The 15,703-nt window shown below is 67.1% G+C and carries 11 protein-coding genes; 10 read left to right on the top strand and 1 reads right to left on the bottom strand.

The annotated features are described in order from the left end of the window. Nucleotides 1–22: 22 nt before the first annotated feature. Nucleotides 23–895, bottom strand: coding sequence for a tRNA pseudouridine(55) synthase TruB (gene truB, locus ACTXPP_RS01035; protein ID WP_443340479.1), 873 nt, complete (start codon nucleotides 893–895; stop codon nucleotides 23–25). Nucleotides 896–1,049: 154 nt separating this feature from the next. On the opposite strand from truB, the gene ACTXPP_RS01030 reads away from it, so the two are divergent. The 10 genes from ACTXPP_RS01030 (at nucleotide 1,050) to ACTXPP_RS00985 (ending at nucleotide 15,491) form a co-directional block, all read left to right on the top strand. Further along, entirely contained in the window at nucleotides 1,050–2,060 is a 1,011-nt protein-coding gene (locus ACTXPP_RS01030) for a bifunctional riboflavin kinase/FAD synthetase (RefSeq protein ID WP_301496326.1), read from the top strand. Between the two features lie 125 nt (nucleotides 2,061–2,185). Next, a complete protein-coding gene (gene rpsO, locus ACTXPP_RS01025; protein WP_301496324.1) occupies nucleotides 2,186–2,455 on the top strand; it encodes a 30S ribosomal protein S15 in 270 nt (89 codons plus the stop codon). A gap of 339 nt (nucleotides 2,456–2,794) precedes the next feature. Next, nucleotides 2,795–3,754 (top strand): type IV toxin-antitoxin system AbiEi family antitoxin domain-containing protein, encoded by a 960-nt coding sequence (locus tag ACTXPP_RS01020; RefSeq protein ID WP_301525291.1) that lies wholly within the window; start codon nucleotides 2,795–2,797, stop codon nucleotides 3,752–3,754. A gap of 203 nt (nucleotides 3,755–3,957) precedes the next feature. Next, nucleotides 3,958–6,615 carry a polyribonucleotide nucleotidyltransferase gene (locus ACTXPP_RS01015; protein WP_301520543.1) on the top strand — a complete coding sequence of 886 codons (2,658 nt, stop codon included), beginning with the start codon at nucleotides 3,958–3,960 and terminating at the stop codon, nucleotides 6,613–6,615. Nucleotides 6,616–6,642: 27 nt separating this feature from the next. After that, the gene (dapB, locus tag ACTXPP_RS01010; RefSeq protein ID WP_301520544.1) at nucleotides 6,643–7,410 is read left to right on the top strand and encodes a 4-hydroxy-tetrahydrodipicolinate reductase; all 768 of its coding nucleotides are present in this window, start codon (nucleotides 6,643–6,645) and stop codon (nucleotides 7,408–7,410) included. Nucleotides 7,411–7,419: 9 nt separating this feature from the next. After that, a complete protein-coding gene (gene thyX, locus ACTXPP_RS01005) occupies nucleotides 7,420–8,178 on the top strand; it encodes an FAD-dependent thymidylate synthase (RefSeq protein ID WP_301494971.1) in 759 nt (252 codons plus the stop codon). Between the two features lie 157 nt (nucleotides 8,179–8,335). Then, nucleotides 8,336–9,238: a 4-hydroxy-tetrahydrodipicolinate synthase gene (dapA, locus tag ACTXPP_RS01000; protein WP_301494969.1), complete on the top strand. Its 903-nt coding sequence runs from the start codon at nucleotides 8,336–8,338 to the stop codon at nucleotides 9,236–9,238. A gap of 7 nt (nucleotides 9,239–9,245) precedes the next feature. Beyond that, on the top strand, nucleotides 9,246–11,444 hold the full coding sequence (locus tag ACTXPP_RS00995) for a ribonuclease J (RefSeq protein WP_301494967.1): 2,199 nt from the start codon (nucleotides 9,246–9,248) through the stop codon (nucleotides 11,442–11,444). 67 nt (nucleotides 11,445–11,511) lie between these two features. Next, entirely contained in the window at nucleotides 11,512–12,129 is a 618-nt protein-coding gene (locus ACTXPP_RS00990; protein WP_301494965.1) for a TIGR03085 family metal-binding protein, read from the top strand. Between the two features lie 101 nt (nucleotides 12,130–12,230). Continuing rightward, nucleotides 12,231–15,491 (top strand): FtsK/SpoIIIE family DNA translocase, encoded by a 3,261-nt coding sequence (locus ACTXPP_RS00985; protein WP_301494964.1) that lies wholly within the window; start codon nucleotides 12,231–12,233, stop codon nucleotides 15,489–15,491. The last annotated feature ends 212 nt before the right edge of the window (nucleotides 15,492–15,703 follow it).

The raw sequence follows: 15,703 nt of genomic DNA, 5'->3' as shown, positions 1-15,703 counted from the left end.
CTGTGCGACCTTATCCGGTGGTCTAGTCCATCCCCGCCGGGCGTGCGACGAAGACGCTCGCCGCCCTCTTGCCCTGCTCCTGGAGCAGGGCAATGGCATGTCCGGACGGGGTCACCGCCGCATGGACCTCTTTATCGCCCACCGGCTCCAGCCACTTGCCCAGCGACAGGGCCACACCCTCCTCCTCGGTGACCTTGCGGACCGGGAAGCAGGTGGACATCGCCTCGTCCAAGGTCAGGGACAGTTCCGGGGCGGCGTCGGTGTCGTCACGCACGGCGGACAGGGCGTCCAACGTCCTGGCCTGGGAGATGTCGAACGGGCCGGCGCTGGTGCGTCGCAGTGCGGTCAGGTGACCGCCGACGCCGAGTTCCGCGCCCACGTCGCGGGCGATCGATCGGATGTAGGTGCCCGAGGAACAGTGCACGTTGATGTCGATCTCCACGGCGTCGCCGCCGAGTCGGACGTCCAGCACATCCAGCGAGTGCACTGTCACCGGACGCTCCGGAAGCACGACGTCCACACCCTCGCGCACCAGCTCGTGGGCCCGCCGCCCGTTGACCTTCACCGAGCTCACGCTGCTGGGACGCTGCATGATCTCGCCGACCTGGCGGTCGAACGCGGCGCGCACGGTCGCCTCGTCCAACCCGGCGAGATCCTCCGCCGACGCCGAGGTGAGCACCTCACCCTCCATGTCGTCGGTCACCGTGGACGCCCCCAGGCGCACCGTGGCGGTGTAGCGCTTGTCGTGGGTGACCACGTGGGCCAGGAACTTCGTGCCCCGTTCCACCCCGACGACCAGCACACCGGTGGCCATCGGATCCAGGGTGCCGGAATGGCCCACCCGACGGGTTCCGAAGATCCGGCGGCACCGGGCAACCACGTCATGACTGGTCATCCCGGCCGGCTTGTCCACGACCACCAGGCCGGAGCGGGACAACAGCCCGTCGGCGGCGGGGGAGGGTGCGGCAGGGGAACCGGAGGTATCGGAGGCGCCTGTAGACATGGCGTTCAGTCTAGGTGTTGGCCCCGGATGTCGTAGTGTGGTGCCCGTGGATATCTGGAATGGACTAGACGAGGTTCCCACGGATCTCGACGGCAGTGTCGTGACCATCGGCGTCTTCGACGGCGTGCACCGCGGACACCAGAGGTTGGTCACCTCGACGGCGGACAAGGCGCGCGAACTCGGCGTGCCGGCGGTGATGGTGACCTTCGACCCTCACCCGCGGGCGATCTTCGACCCGCAGAACACACCACCACTGCTGGCCACCGTGGAACAGCGCGCGGTCAGTGCCGCACGCTACGGGATCGACGCCATGCTGGTCATCGCCTTCGACGAGGAGATCACCAGCTGGGACCCGGAGGAGTACTTCCGCAACGTCCTGCTGGAGACGCTGGGCGCGAAGGCCGTCGTCGTCGGCGAGAACTTTACCTTCGGGTCGCAGGCGTCCGGCACCAGTGACACCATGCGCGAGCTGGGGGAGAAGTACGACGTGGACGTCACTGTCCACGGGCTGCTCGTCGATGAGGGTGACGTGGAAGAGGGGTCGAGCAGCCACACGGTGTGCTCCTCCTGGATCCGTGACCGGCTGTCGGAGGGCGACGTCGTGTCGGCCGCCGGGGCGATCGGACGCAACTTCACCGTCCGTGGGGTCGTCACCCGTGGTGCAGGACGCGGCGGTGCAGCCCTGGGCTTCCCGACGGCGAACCTGTACTTCCCGGACAGTCAGGCGCTACCGGTCGACGGTGTCTACGCCGGTGACCTGCGCATCCTGCCGACCCAGAAGGATCCGTCGGGGTCCGAGGTCGGCGACATGCCGGTGGACGCGCACCTGCCGGCGGCGATCTCGGTGGGCACCAACCCGACGTTCAGTGACGAGACCCGCAGTGTCGAGGCCTTCGTCCTGGACCACGAGGCCGACCTGTACGGACGCAAAGTCACCGTAAGTTTCATCGACCACATCCGTGGCATGGAGACGTACACCGACCTCGACAGTCTGATCACCGCGATCACCAGCGACGTCGATGCGACCCGACGATTGGTTCCCCGCGACCGAGGGTGATAGTGTTGGCCGGTCTGTGACTGTGGTTCGCGGTAGTCACAGACAGTGTCGCCAGTAATGATGTCGGAAACGGCATCGGACGCTTCAACTTTTTTGCGCGGACTGAAACAACTAGGAGATTCATCATGGCTCTCACCCAGGAGCAGAAGGCCAGCACCCTCAAGGAGTTCGGCCTTCACGAGACCGACACCGGTTCCCCCGAGGCTCAGGTCGCACTGCTGACCGTCCGCATCCGTCAGCTGACCGAGCACCTCAAGTTCCACAAGCACGACCACCACTCCCGCCGCGGCCTGCTGCTGCTGGTCGGTCGTCGCAAGGGCCTGCTGAAGTACCTGCAGGAGAACAATGTCGAGCGTTACCGCTCCCTGATCGACCGTCTGGGCCTGCGCCGCTAGTCATAAGACGGTCGGCCGCATCTTCTGATGCGGCACGTTCTCCGGACACCCGTCCCGTCACCGTCATGGTGGTGGGGCGGGTGTTCTGCTGTTGTAGGGAGGGTCCGGGGGAAGGTGGCTGTCGCTGTGGGGTTCCGCCGCCGCTGTCCTGCGTCCCCGGCACATCGCAGACGCCCTGGGATCTGCTTTTCCGCCCCCGTTTGGCGATATGCCTGCCAGCGGATCGACGAATCGGGGGCGCAAAAGCCGAACTTGAGCGTCACCTCTCGCATCGTCGGCTGATCACCTAGTGTGGGGACTGCACGGCAGGGGTCGTGCGGGGAAGGCTGGAGGGGCACAATGGGGGCGCAGAACATTAAGAGGAAGTTCTGGACCACGTCGGAGCTGTTGAAAGCAGGCAAGAGTCGCCACTCGGTGACCAGGGCAGTGCGGGGCGGAGTGATTCATCGGGTCGGTCACGGTCTCTACAGCGTTGATGAACCAACCGACGACATCCGTCTCGAGGCGCTGGTCCACCAGCATCCGGAGTTGGTGTTCAGCGGGGAGACCGCAGCACACCTCCACGGGTGGGCTGAGATGCAATGGCCGGCGCAGGGCGTCCTGCCGAAGTGTCGGACCAGCGACGGCGGTGCACGGCTGACCGTGACGCAGCGCAAGTTCAGCCGGACGGTGACCGTCCGCGGCCTGCCGGTGACCACACCACTGCAGACCGTCGTGGACCTGCACCGACAAGGCTGGCAGAAAGAGAAACTACGGGCGTGCCTGGTCCGTGCCTACCGCGGGGCGAAAGGCAACGACAACCGTGCCGAGGACATGGCGGCACTGATGCCGCAGAGCCGCGGCATCGCCGAGACCCTGTTGGACGGCCTGGTCACCGGCACCGCGAGCAACCTGGAGCGCCAGGTCGTCGACCGACTCCGGACCGCGCTGGCGGACACCGGGGTGAGGATCGAGGTCAACCGGAAGGTCCGTGGCTACCGCTTCGACATCGTGATCCCTGAGGCCAAGGTCCTCATCGAGATCGACAGCTACATCTACCATGCCGCCGACGGGGCGAACCTGGGGGAGAGGACGTTCATCATCGACCGGTGGAAGGGGAACATGGCGGCCCGGTGGGGTTGGATGCTGCTGCGGTATCCGGACCTGTGCGTGCAGATCATCCCGGGGATGGTGACGGACGAGATCGTCGACACCGTACGGTACAACCTGCGGCACCGGCGGGGACGGAGACTACGCACCGCCCTGGAGAAGTTGTGGACTGACATGGAGGTCTGGCTCTGGCACCCGTCACTGCGATGAGGAGACGGGGACGCCGCAGAGACGCTGCAGGGACGCCGCGGGCCACTGAGGTGGGGATCACGCTGGTGGCCCCACCAGCTTTCCCGGACTGTGGTGTAGGGTTATCTGCGGTAATTGTCCAGAATCCAGAAGACATGTCCAACCGTCGACACCGATGATCGACACACGGACCACAGACGCAGAAGGTTTGAGAATACAACGTCATGACGACGCCGAACGAATCCCCGAACGACGAGCAGAACACCGCCGAGACCGGCGCGAAGAAGGCCCCGGCCCGCAAGTCCACCGCCAAGAAGGCGCCGGCGAAGAAGACCGCCGCCAAGAAGGCTCCCGCGAAGAAGGCTGCCGCCAAGAAGGCGACCGCCACCAAGGCTCCGGCGAAGAAGGCCCCGACCAAGCGCGCTGCCGCCAAGCAGTCCGCTCCGGCCCAGGACGCTCAGGACGCCGCGGCAACCACCGCCGCCGAGACCACGGCACCGGCGAAGAAGGCCCCCGCCAAGAAGGCCCCGGCCAAGACCACCACCAAGGCTCCCGCCAAGACCACCACCAAGGCTCCCGCCAAGACCACCACCAAGGCACCGGCCAAGGCAGCTGCCCCGGCTCCGACCCACACCGCTGAGCTGGTCGATGCCGAGTCCGGCATCTGGGAGTCCGCAGCCACCATCGACAACGGTGACTTCGGTACCCGCACCATCACCTTCGAGACCGGCCTGCTGGCCCGTCAGGCCGACGGTGCCGTCACCGCCTACCTCGACGACGACACCATGCTGCTGTCGACCACCACCGCCTCGAAGCACCCGCGCGAGAACCTCGACTTCTTCCCGCTCACCGTGGACGTCGAGGAGCGGATGTACGCCGCCGGACGTATCCCCGGCAGTTTCTTCCGCCGTGAGGGACGCCCCGGCACCGAGGCCGTCCTGGCATGCCGCCTGATCGACCGCCCGCTGCGTCCTACCTTCTTCAAGGGCATCCGCAACGAGGTCCAGGTCGTCGTCACCGTCATGTCCCTGGACCCGGCCGACCAGTACGACGTCGTCGCGATCAACGCCGCCTCGGCCTCCACCCAGCTTTCCGGCCTGCCGGTCTCCGGCCCGGTCGGTGGCGTGCGCATGGCCCTGGTCGTCGACGAAGACCACGCCGAGGGGAAGTGGGTCGCCTTCCCGACCCGTGAGCAGCAGGACAAGGCCGTTTTCGAGCTGGTCGTCGCCGGTCGCGTGACCGAGCCGGTCAAGCGTGGCCGTAGCCGTCGCAAGCCGGCCCCGGGCGAGAACGTCGCCATCATGATGGTCGAGGCCGGCGCCACCGACTCTGTCGTCGAGCGTGTCGCCGAGGGCGCCCCGGCCCCGACCGAGTCGGTCGTCGCCGAGGGTATCGAGGCCGCCCGCCCGTTCATCGCCGAGCTGTGTGGCGCCCAGGCCGCCCTGTCGGCCGCCGTCGCCGCCGAGACCCGCGAGTTCGAGCTCTTCCCGCCGTTCGGTGAGGACGTCTTCGCCGCTGTCGAGTCCGAGTCCCAGGCCCAGCTGGCCGACATCATGGCCATCGCCGACAAGGCCGAGCGTGACGAGGCCCTGTCCGCCAACATGGCCGCCGCCGTCGACACCCTGGCCACCCAGTTCGAGGGCCGCGAGTCCGAGGTGCGCAACGCCCACAACGAGGTCACCCGCCAGCTGGTCCGCAGCCGCATCCTCACCGATGGTTTCCGCATCGACGGCCGTGACGCCACCGCCATCCGCGACCTCGGCGTGATGATCGACCTGGTGCCGCGCGCCCACGGTTCCGCCCTGTTCGAGCGCGGCGAGACCCAGATCCTGGGTGTCACCACCCTGGACATGCTCAAGATGGAGCAGCAGATCGACAGCCTCGGGCCGGACACGTCCAAGCGCTACATCCACCACTACAACTTCCCGCCGTACTCCACCGGCGAGACCGGACGCGTCGGCTCCCCGAAGCGTCGTGAGATCGGACACGGTGCGCTCGCCGAGCGCGCCCTGCTGCCGGTCATCCCGTCCCGCGATGCCTTCCCGTACACCATCCGCCAGGTCTCCGAGGCGCTGAGCTCCAACGGCTCGACCTCGATGGGCTCGGTCTGTGCCTCGACCCTGTCGCTGTACAACGCCGGTGTGCCGCTGAAGGCCCCGGTCGCCGGTATCGCGATGGGCCTGGTCACCGGCCAGGTCGACGGCAAGGACGCCTACGTCACCCTCACCGACATCCTCGGTGCCGAGGACGCCTTCGGTGACATGGACTTCAAGGTCGCCGGTACCGCCGACTTCGTCACCGCCCTGCAGCTGGACACCAAGGTCGACGGCATCCCGTCCGAGGTCCTGGCCGATGCCCTGGGTCAGGCCCGCAACGCCCGCCTGGAGATCCTGTCCACCATGGGCGAGGCCGTCGCCGGCCCGGAGGAGATGAGCGAGTTCGCCCCGCGCATCACCACCGTCACCGTGCCGCAGAACAAGATCGGCGAGCTGATCGGACCGAAGGGCAAGACGATCAACCAGATCACCGAGGAGACCGGCGCCAACATCTCCATCGAGGACGACGGCACCGTGTTCATCTCCGCCTCCGACGGTAAGGCCGCCGAGGCCGCGGTGGACAAGGTCAACTCCATCGCCAACCCGCAGCTGCCGAAGGTCGGCGACCGTTTCCTGGGCACCGTGGTGAAGACGACCGCCTTCGGCGCGTTCATCTCGCTGCTGCCGGGCCGCGACGGCCTGCTGCACATCTCCAACATCGGCGGCGACCGCCGGGTGGAGAAGGTCGAGGACGAGGTCTCGGTGGGCGAGTCCCTCGAGGTCGAGATCGCCGACATCGACAACCGTGGCAAGATCTCCCTGGTCCTCGTCGACGCCGGAAACTGACAGCAGAGAAACCCGAAGGAGTAGAAGATGACGAAGGTCGGAGTACTCGGCGCCAAGGGCCGGGTCGGTACCGCAGTGGTTGCCGCAGTGGAGGCCACCGAGGGACTGGAGCTGTCCGCAGCCCTGGACCACGGGGATGACCTGCAGGCTCTGGTGGAGTCCGGGACGCAGGTCGTCGTGGACTTCACCGTGCCGGACGCGGTGATGGGCAACCTGGAGTTCTGTGTCGCCAACGGCATCCACGCCGTCGTCGGAACCACCGGCTGGACCCCGGAGCGCTATGACACGCTGCGGACCTGGCTGTCCGACAACCCGACCGTGGGCGTGCTCGTGGCCCCGAACTTCGCCATCTCCGCGGTGCTGACCATGAAGTTGGCGGAGATCGCCGCTCCGTACTTCGACTCTGCCGAGGTCATCGAGCTGCACCACCCGAACAAGAAGGACGCTCCGTCCGGCACCGCCGTGCACACCGCCGAGGGCATCGCCCGGGCGCGTGCCGCCGCCGGGCTGGGCGAGCAGCCGGACGCCACCGACCAGACCCTCGACGGTGCCCGTGGCGCCGATGTCGACGGTGTTCCGGTCCACGCCGTGCGGATGACCGGCATGGTCGCCCACGAGCAGGTCATCCTGGGTGCCAAGGGCCAGACCCTGACCATCAAGCAGGACTCCTACGACCGGGAGTCCTTCGTCCCGGGCGTGCTGCTGGGTGTCGACAAGATCGGCGACACCCCGGGGCTGACCATCGGCCTGGAGAAGTTCCTGGGCCTCGACCAGCTCGGCGTCCCTGCCGAGTAACTCGCGTTCATGACCAACACCACGGAGTTGTCCGTCCGGCTGATCTCAACGTCGTCGTTCATCCCGCCGGAGGACGTCGACTGGGCCCCGCAGCCCGGGGTCGGTGACGCGTCCAGCCTCGTCGAGTTCGCCGGACGCGCCTGCTACGAGACGTGGGACCGTCCTAACCCGCACACCGCGGAGACGGACGCCTACATCCGGCACATCCTGGACGTCGGGCACTTCAACGTGTTGGAGCACGCCACCGCGGGCATGTACCTGCGCGGGGTTTCCCGCAGCTGCGCCCAGGAGATCATGCGGCACCGCCACTTCTCCTTCAGCCAGCTCTCGCAGCGCTACATTCCCGATGGCCAGTCCCAGGTCGTCATCCCCGCGAGCATCGCCGAGGACCCGGAGGTCGCCGGCCTGTTGTTGCACGCCACCGATGTCGCCCGGGACGCCTACGAGGAGTTGCTGGAGGCTCTCGAGGAGCGCTTCAGTGGTGAGTCGAACACGGTGTTGCGCGAGAAACAGGCCCGTCAGGCTGCCCGTGCGGTGCTGCCGAACGCCACCGAGACCCGGTTCGTGATGACCGGCAACATGCGCTCCTGGCGTCACTTCATCGCCATGCGCGCCGCCGAGCACGCAGACCCGGAGATCCGGGAGGTGGCGGTGCAGTGCCTGGAGCTGCTTCGTGGGGTGAGTCCCGAGATCTTCGAGGACTTCACCGTCACCACGCTGCGAGACGGCTCGTCGATGGCCACGAGTCCCTACGTCGCAGATATGTGATTGTCTGCGGCGGCTGCACGTGGCTGCATGTGGTTGCACGCGGCTTCCCGAATTGCAGGCATGTGAGCTGTGACGATGCCTACCGGGTGTGGTCATTCGGCGCGTCGCGGGGGTCGCTGGTACACATCCGGACGCCGGGGCGGTAACCTGTTGTGACATGAGCACAGGTATTGCAGCGACAAGAGGAGCCGAGTTCTTCGGCACGGTCTCTGTGGCGATGGTTACGCCCTTCACGGAGGACGGAGACCTCGACCTGGACGCCGGAGTGGCCCTTGCGGGTCATCTGGTGGATCAGGGCTGTGACGCTCTTGTTCTCGGCGGCACCACGGGTGAGTCACCCACGGTACGTCCGTCGGAAAAGATCGACCTGCTCAAGGCAGTGCGCGCCGAACTCGGCGATCGTGTGAAGCTCACCGCCGGCAGCGGCACCTACGACACCGCGGAATCCGTGGAACTGTCGAGGATGTCGCAGGACGCCGGGGCTGACAGCCTGCTCGTGGTCACCCCGTACTACTCCCGGCCCAGCCAGGAGGGGCTCTACCGGCACTTCACCACTGTGGCAGATGCCGTGGACACCCCGATCTGCCTGTACGACATCCCGTCCCGGTCGGTCACTCCGATCGAGACCGAGACCTTGGCCCGCCTGTCGGCGCATCCGAACATCCACGCCGTGAAGGACGCCAAGGGTGATATTCCGGCGGCGATGGGGTTGATGGAGCAGACCGATCTGGCCTGGTACTCGGGGGATGACCCACTGAACGTCCCGTGGCTCGCCGTGGGCGCGACCGGAATGATCTCGGTCATCGGCCATGTCGCCGCAGCACAACTGAAGAAGCTGCGCGACGCCGTTGACGCCGGAGACATCACCGGTGCCCGCGCGATCGCGACTGCGCTGACTCCGCTGACCCAGGCACAGGGCCGGCTCGGTGGAGTGACGTTCGCCAAGGCCGCACTGAAACTTCAAGGAATTCAGGTGGGCGCACCGCGCCTGCCGATCATCGAGCCCACGCCGGAAGAGATCGACCGGCTGGCAGAGGACCTGCAACGCGCAGGGGTATAAGGACACTATGACTGAGAATCGTTCCCGGGCACGCAAGGTGACCCGGAAGGCTGCTCCGCCGAGCGCCGACACCACCGCGGCCGACGTGACCGCCACCTTCAACGACGGTGGCCTGGCGGCACCGTCCAACCAGGATGGCGACAGCAACGCCGACAGCGGCAACAACGACAACAAGGCCAACCAGGGCGGCAACAGCAACGACGAGGGCGGCAACGGCGGCAACAACCGCAACCGTTCGCGTCGCTCCCGCGGGCGCGGCGGAAACCAGGGCGGTAACCAGGGTGGAAACCAGGGGGGCCAGAACAACTCCGGCAACCAGGGCGGAAACCAGGGCGGCCGCAACCGTGGTGGCCAGGGCAACAAGGGTGGCCAGGGTGGCCGTAACCGTGGCGGGCGCGGCGGTGACCGCAACCAGGGTGGAAACCAGGGCGACCGTCGTCGCAACGCCATGCAGACCATGCAGGGCGCTGACCTGACCCAGCGGCTGCCGAAGCCGCCGGCCGCCCCGAAGGACGGCGTGCGTATCGTCGGCCTCGGCGGTATCTCCGAGATCGGCCGCAACATGACCGTCTTCGAGTACCACAACCGTCTGCTCATCGTGGACTGTGGCGTGCTCTTCCCGTCCTCCGGCGAGCCGGGCGTGGACCTGATCCTGCCGGACTTCTCCTACCTCGACGACAAGTGGGACCGGGTCGACGCCCTGGTCGTCACCCACGGTCACGAGGACCACATCGGTGCGATCCCGTGGCTGCTCAAGCAGCGTTCGGACCTTCCGATCATCGCCTCGCGCTTCACCTGCGCGCTGATCGCCGCGAAGTGCCAGGAGCACCGTCAGCGTCCGAAGCTCATCGAGGTCAACGACACCTCGAACGAGAACCGCGGACCGTTCAACATCAGCTTCTTCAACGTCGGCCACTCCATGCCCGAGTGCCTCGGTGTGCGGCTGAAGACCGGTGGCGGCACCATCGTTCTCACCGGTGACGTCAAGCTGGACCAGACCCCGGCGGACAAGCGTCCGACCGACCTGCCGGCCCTGTCCCGCATGGGCGACGAGGGTATCGACCTCTTCCTCTGCGACTCCACCAACGCCACCACCCCCGGGTTCTCCGGGTCGGAGGCGGCCATCGGCCCGAACCTCAAGCGCATCATCGGTGAGGCCAAGCAGCGCGTGATCCTGGCGTCCTTCGCCTCCAACGTCGCCCGCGTGCAGATGGCGGTCGACGCCGCCGTCGCCGCCGGCCGCAAGGTGGCCTTCAACGGCCGCTCGATGATCCGTAACATGGAGATCGCCGAGCGCCTCGGCCTGCTGACCGCCCCGCGCGGCACCATCGTCTCCATGGACGACGCCTCCCGCATGGCTCCGCACAAGGTGCTGCTGGTCACCACCGGTACCCAGGGTGAGCCGATGGCGGCACTGTCGCGCATGGCCCGTCGTGAGCACCGCCAGATCACGGTGCGCCCCGGCGACCTGATCATCCTGTCCTCGTCGCTGGTCCCCGGCAACGAGGAGGCGGTCTTCGGCGTGATCAACATGCTCTCCCAGATCGGTGCCGAGGTCATCACCGGCAAGGACGCCATGGTCCACACCTCCGGCCACGGCTACTCCGGCGAGCTGCTGTTCCTCTACAACGCCGCCCGCCCGCGCAACGCCATGCCGGTCCACGGCGAGTGGCGCCACATGCGTGCCAACCGCCAGCTGGCGATCGACACCGGTGTCAACCCCGACAACACCGTGCTGGCCCAGAACGGCGTGGTTGTCGACCTGGTCAACGGCAAGGCCTCCGTCGTCGGCCAGGTGCCGGTCGGCAACCTCTACGTCGACGGTGTCACCATGGGTGATGTGGGAGCCGAGGAGCTCGAGGACCGTACCGCCATGTCCGAGGGCGGTCTGATCTCGGTCACCGTCGTCATCGACAACCGCACCGGTCGTCCGCTGGAGGACCCGCAGGTCCAGGCCCGTGGTTTCTCGGACGCCTCGAAGGACATGATGCGTCAGGTCACCGAGCTGGTCGACAATGTCATGCTCGACCTCTCCGGCCAGGGTGAGAACGACCCGTACCGCATGGCCCAGAGCCTGCGACGCAAGGTCGCCAAGTTCGTCAAGGACAAGTGGAAGCGCGAGCCCTTCATCGTTCCCACCGTCGTCCCGATGACCAGCGAGGTCGTCGAGGAGCTCGACCCGGAGGACCACGTCCCCTCGCTGTAGAGCTGGACGAGGCTCGACGAGTCCGACAGCACACGGTCCGCCGTGTCTGCGCGTACCATCGGAGATCATGACGATCTCCCACGATGAACGCGAGGCACTGGCGGACCTTCTGCTGTCTCTGGGGCCGGACGAGCCCACGCTCTGCGAGGGCTGGACCACCCGCGACATGGCCGTGCACCTGGTGCTTCGGGAACACCGGTTGGACGCGACGGCCGGGATGTTCCTCAGTTCGTTGTCCGGCCACCTGGACAAAGTCAGTCGCGAGTACGCGCAGAAGCCTTTCACCGACCTGGTGGAGTCCTACCGGAACGGTCCGCCGGTGTGGAACCCGATGAAACTGGCGGACAAGTTCATCAACCTGGGGGAGAACTTCGTCCACCACGAGGACGTGCGCCGCGGGGGAGGGGAGTACACCCCGCGGGACCTGCCGGTGGCGACCCGTGATGCACTGTGGACGCTGGTCTCCCAGGCCGCCCGCGGGATAATCCGTTCCACCGGGGCGACTGTTCAGCTGGTGCGCACGGATGGTTCTGGAGCCGAGTCGGTGACCGTGGGAACCGGGGAGCCGGAGGTGACCGTGTCCGGGGAGGCCGGCGAGATCGTCCTGTGGGTTTACGGCCGGGACAAGGCTGCAGGCGTGACAGTGGAGGGCCCGGTTGACCGGGTCCGACGGACCTCCCTGTAGTCGGTAGGACGGCCCGGTTCGCTAGGTAGTCATGAAATTGTCACGGTTGTGACGTGTGTTGCGACTGTTAAAGGTGAGGTTAAGCGATTAGACTGGCCGGCATGTCAACGCCCAGTCGCACGCGCACCTCTCCAGGGTCCACCGCTTCCCGCTCTCCGAAGACCTCCGGAGGGCGGGAAAGTGGGCATGCCTCGGGTCGGCGGGCGACGTCCTACGGCACCAGTGAATTCGAGCGGACGTCCGGGGCCTTCGGGGCAGTCGGATCATCGCTGCGTGCGATGCTCGGCGGGATGTCTCGTGGCGTGGGAACCGTGGCACGCGGCCTGTCGGTCTCCGACCGTGGCGGCGACGACCACGGTACGACCGCGCCCGATGAGCAGCCGACCACGGTGCTGGAGCGTGCGGCGGAGAAGGAGCGCGCCAAGGGTTCCGGTAAGGGTAAGCGTAAGGACAAGACCGGGGCAACAGGGGCAGCAGGGTCGACAGGTTCGACAGGTTCGACACGTCAGAAGGGACGCCAGGACACCGTGACCGATGAGCCGGAACAGCCGGAAGAGACGATCGCCGACGATGACGCCGTGCGTATCGGCGGACGCTACGACGGTGCGGCTCTCGGTGCCCTCGCCCTGGCGATCGTCGTGGCCGGGACGTCCTGGTTCAATGTCGGCGGCGCCGTCGGATCCGGCATCGACTTCGGGCTGACCTACCTGGTCGGTGCCGGTGCGCTGCTGGTGCCGCTGATCCTCGTCGCCACCGCCTGGGTGCTGATGGTCGGTGTCGAATCCACCCAGCACTCCCGCCTGCGACTGGGCATCGGCACCGGGCTGATCGTGCTGTCACTGTTGGGCATCATCCACATCCTGGCCGGTCAGCCGTCCGAGGTGGAGGACCGTGCGCGCGCCGGCGGTATCGTCGGCCAGTTCATCGGTACGCCGATGGCAGTGGGCTTCAGCCCCTACCTCGCCGTGCCGCTGCTGCTGCTCATCGTGCTCTACGGTGGCCTGCAGATGACCGGCATGTCGGTGCGCGACCTGGCCGGTGCACTGTCCGGGTGGCTCGGCTACCAGGTTCGATCGGCACGTCACCACGATGAGGACGGCCTGGAAGGCGCTGAAGGCGCAGACGAGTACGCAGCGGTGGACCGGGAGCTCGAGGACGCGGTGCGTGAACGCCGCACTCCGCGGGCGACCCCCCGCGCCGGTGGACCGTCCGCCGCCCGGGCCAGTCACCGGACGTCCCGGGGACGTTCCCCGATGGACAACTACCCCGTCGATCCGGCCGTGGGGGAGCAGACCACCCTCACCTTCCAGACCGGGGACCAGGCTGGAGACGAGGTCGAGGACCAGGCAGAGAAGCGTCCTGCGGCCTCCATCGACGACAACCTCCTCGATGACGCACCGAAGCCCCCTGCCCGGCGCAAGAGTACGGCCCAGAACACGAGCACTGCAGCTGTGAACCAGAACCTGGACGAGCTCGCCGAGGACTACGGGCTGGAGGACGATCCGGCACCCGCCGCCCCGGCTGTTGCATCTCCGGCTCCTGCTGCATCTTCTACAGCGGCATCTTCCGCCGATCCGCGCGAAGAGACCCGTCGCCGCATCGTCGCGCGCTCTGGAGTCGATGCCGCGGCTGTCGCAGGCAAGGCGGCCCAGGCGGCCCAGGCGGCAGAGAGCGCCGAGGCTGAAGCTGTACCGCAGGTCGCCGGCGACTACGTTCTGCCGTCGACCGAACTGCTGGTCCAGGGTGAGACCGCCAAGACCCACAGCGCAGCCAACGACCGGATGATCGAGGCGATCACAGAGGTCTTCGCCGAGTTCAAGATCGACGCCCACGTCACCGGCTTCTCCCGCGGTCCGACAGTGACCCGCTACGAGGTCGAGCTCGGCCCCGGTGTGAAGGTCTCCAAGATCACCAACCTGCAGTCCAACCTGGCCTACGCCGCCGCCACCGACAACGTCCGGCTGCTCACCCCGATCCCCGGCAAGTCAGCCGTGGGTATCGAGGTCCCCAACACCGACCGTGAGATGGTGCGTCTGGCCGACGTCCTGGAGGCCCCGAACGTCCAGTCCGACGTGGACCCGATGCTCATCGGCCTGGGCAAGGACATCGAGGGGCACTTCGTGGCCCACTCGATCCAGAAGATGCCGCACCTGCTGGTCGCCGGTTCCACCGGCTCCGGTAAGTCCGCCTTCGTCAACTCGATGCTGGTCTCGCTGCTCACCCGCGCGACCCCGGAGGACGTGCGGCTGATCCTGGTCGACCCCAAGATGGTCGAGCTGACCCCCTATGAGGGCATCCCGCACCTGATCACCCCGATCATCACCCAGCCGAAGAAGGCGGCTGCTGCGCTGACCTGGCTGGTCGAGGAGATGGAGCAGCGCTACATGGACATGAAGTCCACGCGCGTGCGCCACATCAAGGACTTCAACCGCAAGGTGAAGTCCGGGGAGATCGAGACCCCGCTCGGCTCCGAGCGCGAATACCGGCCGTACCCCTACATCGTCTGTGTCGTCGACGAGCTCGCCGACCTGATGATGACCGCCCCGCGGGAGATCGAGGACTCCATCGTCCGGATCACCCAGAAGGCCCGCGCCGCCGGCATCCACCTGGTGCTGGCCACCCAGCGTCCCTCGGTGGACGTGGTCACCGGTCTGATCAAGACCAACGTGCCCTCCCGGCTGGCGTTCGCGACGTCCTCGCTGACCGACTCCCGCGTCATCCTGGACCAGGGTGGTGCCGAGAAGCTGATCGGCATGGGCGATGGCCTGTTCATCCCGCAGGGTGCCGGCAAGCCACAGCGTATGCAGGGCGCCTTCGTCACTGATGAGGAGGTCCAGGCCGTCGTCGATGCGGCGAAGGACCAGGCGGAGCCGGAGTACGCCGACGGTGTCACCGAGGACAAGGCCGCCGAGGCGAAGAAGGAGATCGACGCGGATATCGGCGACGACCTCGACGACCTGCTCCAGGCCGTTGAGCTGGTGGTCACGAGCCAGTTCGGTTCGACCTCGATGCTGCAGCGCAAGCTGCGCATCGGTTTCGCCAAGGCAGGTCGACTCATCGACCTCATGGAGACCCGTGGGGTGGTCGGCCCGTCCGAGGGATCCAAGGCGCGCGATGTGCTGGTCAAGCCCGAGGAGCTCGACACCATGCTGTGGATGATCAAGGGTGCCGACCCGGCGGACGCCCCCAAGGAGCTGCAGGCGGAAGAGGATGCTGCGTACGGTGCAGCCGGTTCGTCCGACGCCACGGCGGTGACCCTCGTCGGGCAGGACGATCAGCCCACCGGCGAGATCCCGGCGGTGCAGGACGCCCAGACCCGCGTGGTCCGTGCCGACGCCTCCGGTACCACCGGGGCGTTCTGAGGAAGATCTGCTAGACTTCGATCTTGTCAGGAGGGGAGTACCCCGCCCGCGGCACTGATCGTCAACACGGCGGTCGGGGCGACACCACAGGAACCCGTTTCCACCGTGGTCGAGCCTCCGGCCCCCGGTCGTGCCGGCCATCCGGAGCAGACGGCATCGTCGGTCCGGATGGTGGGGGAGACCTCCGGTCCTTAACTCTTGCTACGAGACCG

Source organism: Candidatus Corynebacterium faecigallinarum (genome assembly GCF_052264515.1).
In the GTDB taxonomy this organism is placed as follows: domain Bacteria; phylum Actinomycetota; class Actinomycetes; order Mycobacteriales; family Mycobacteriaceae; genus Corynebacterium; species Corynebacterium faecigallinarum.
Note: the sequence above shows the minus strand (reverse complement) of the source record. Positions and strands in the feature narration are given on the sequence as shown.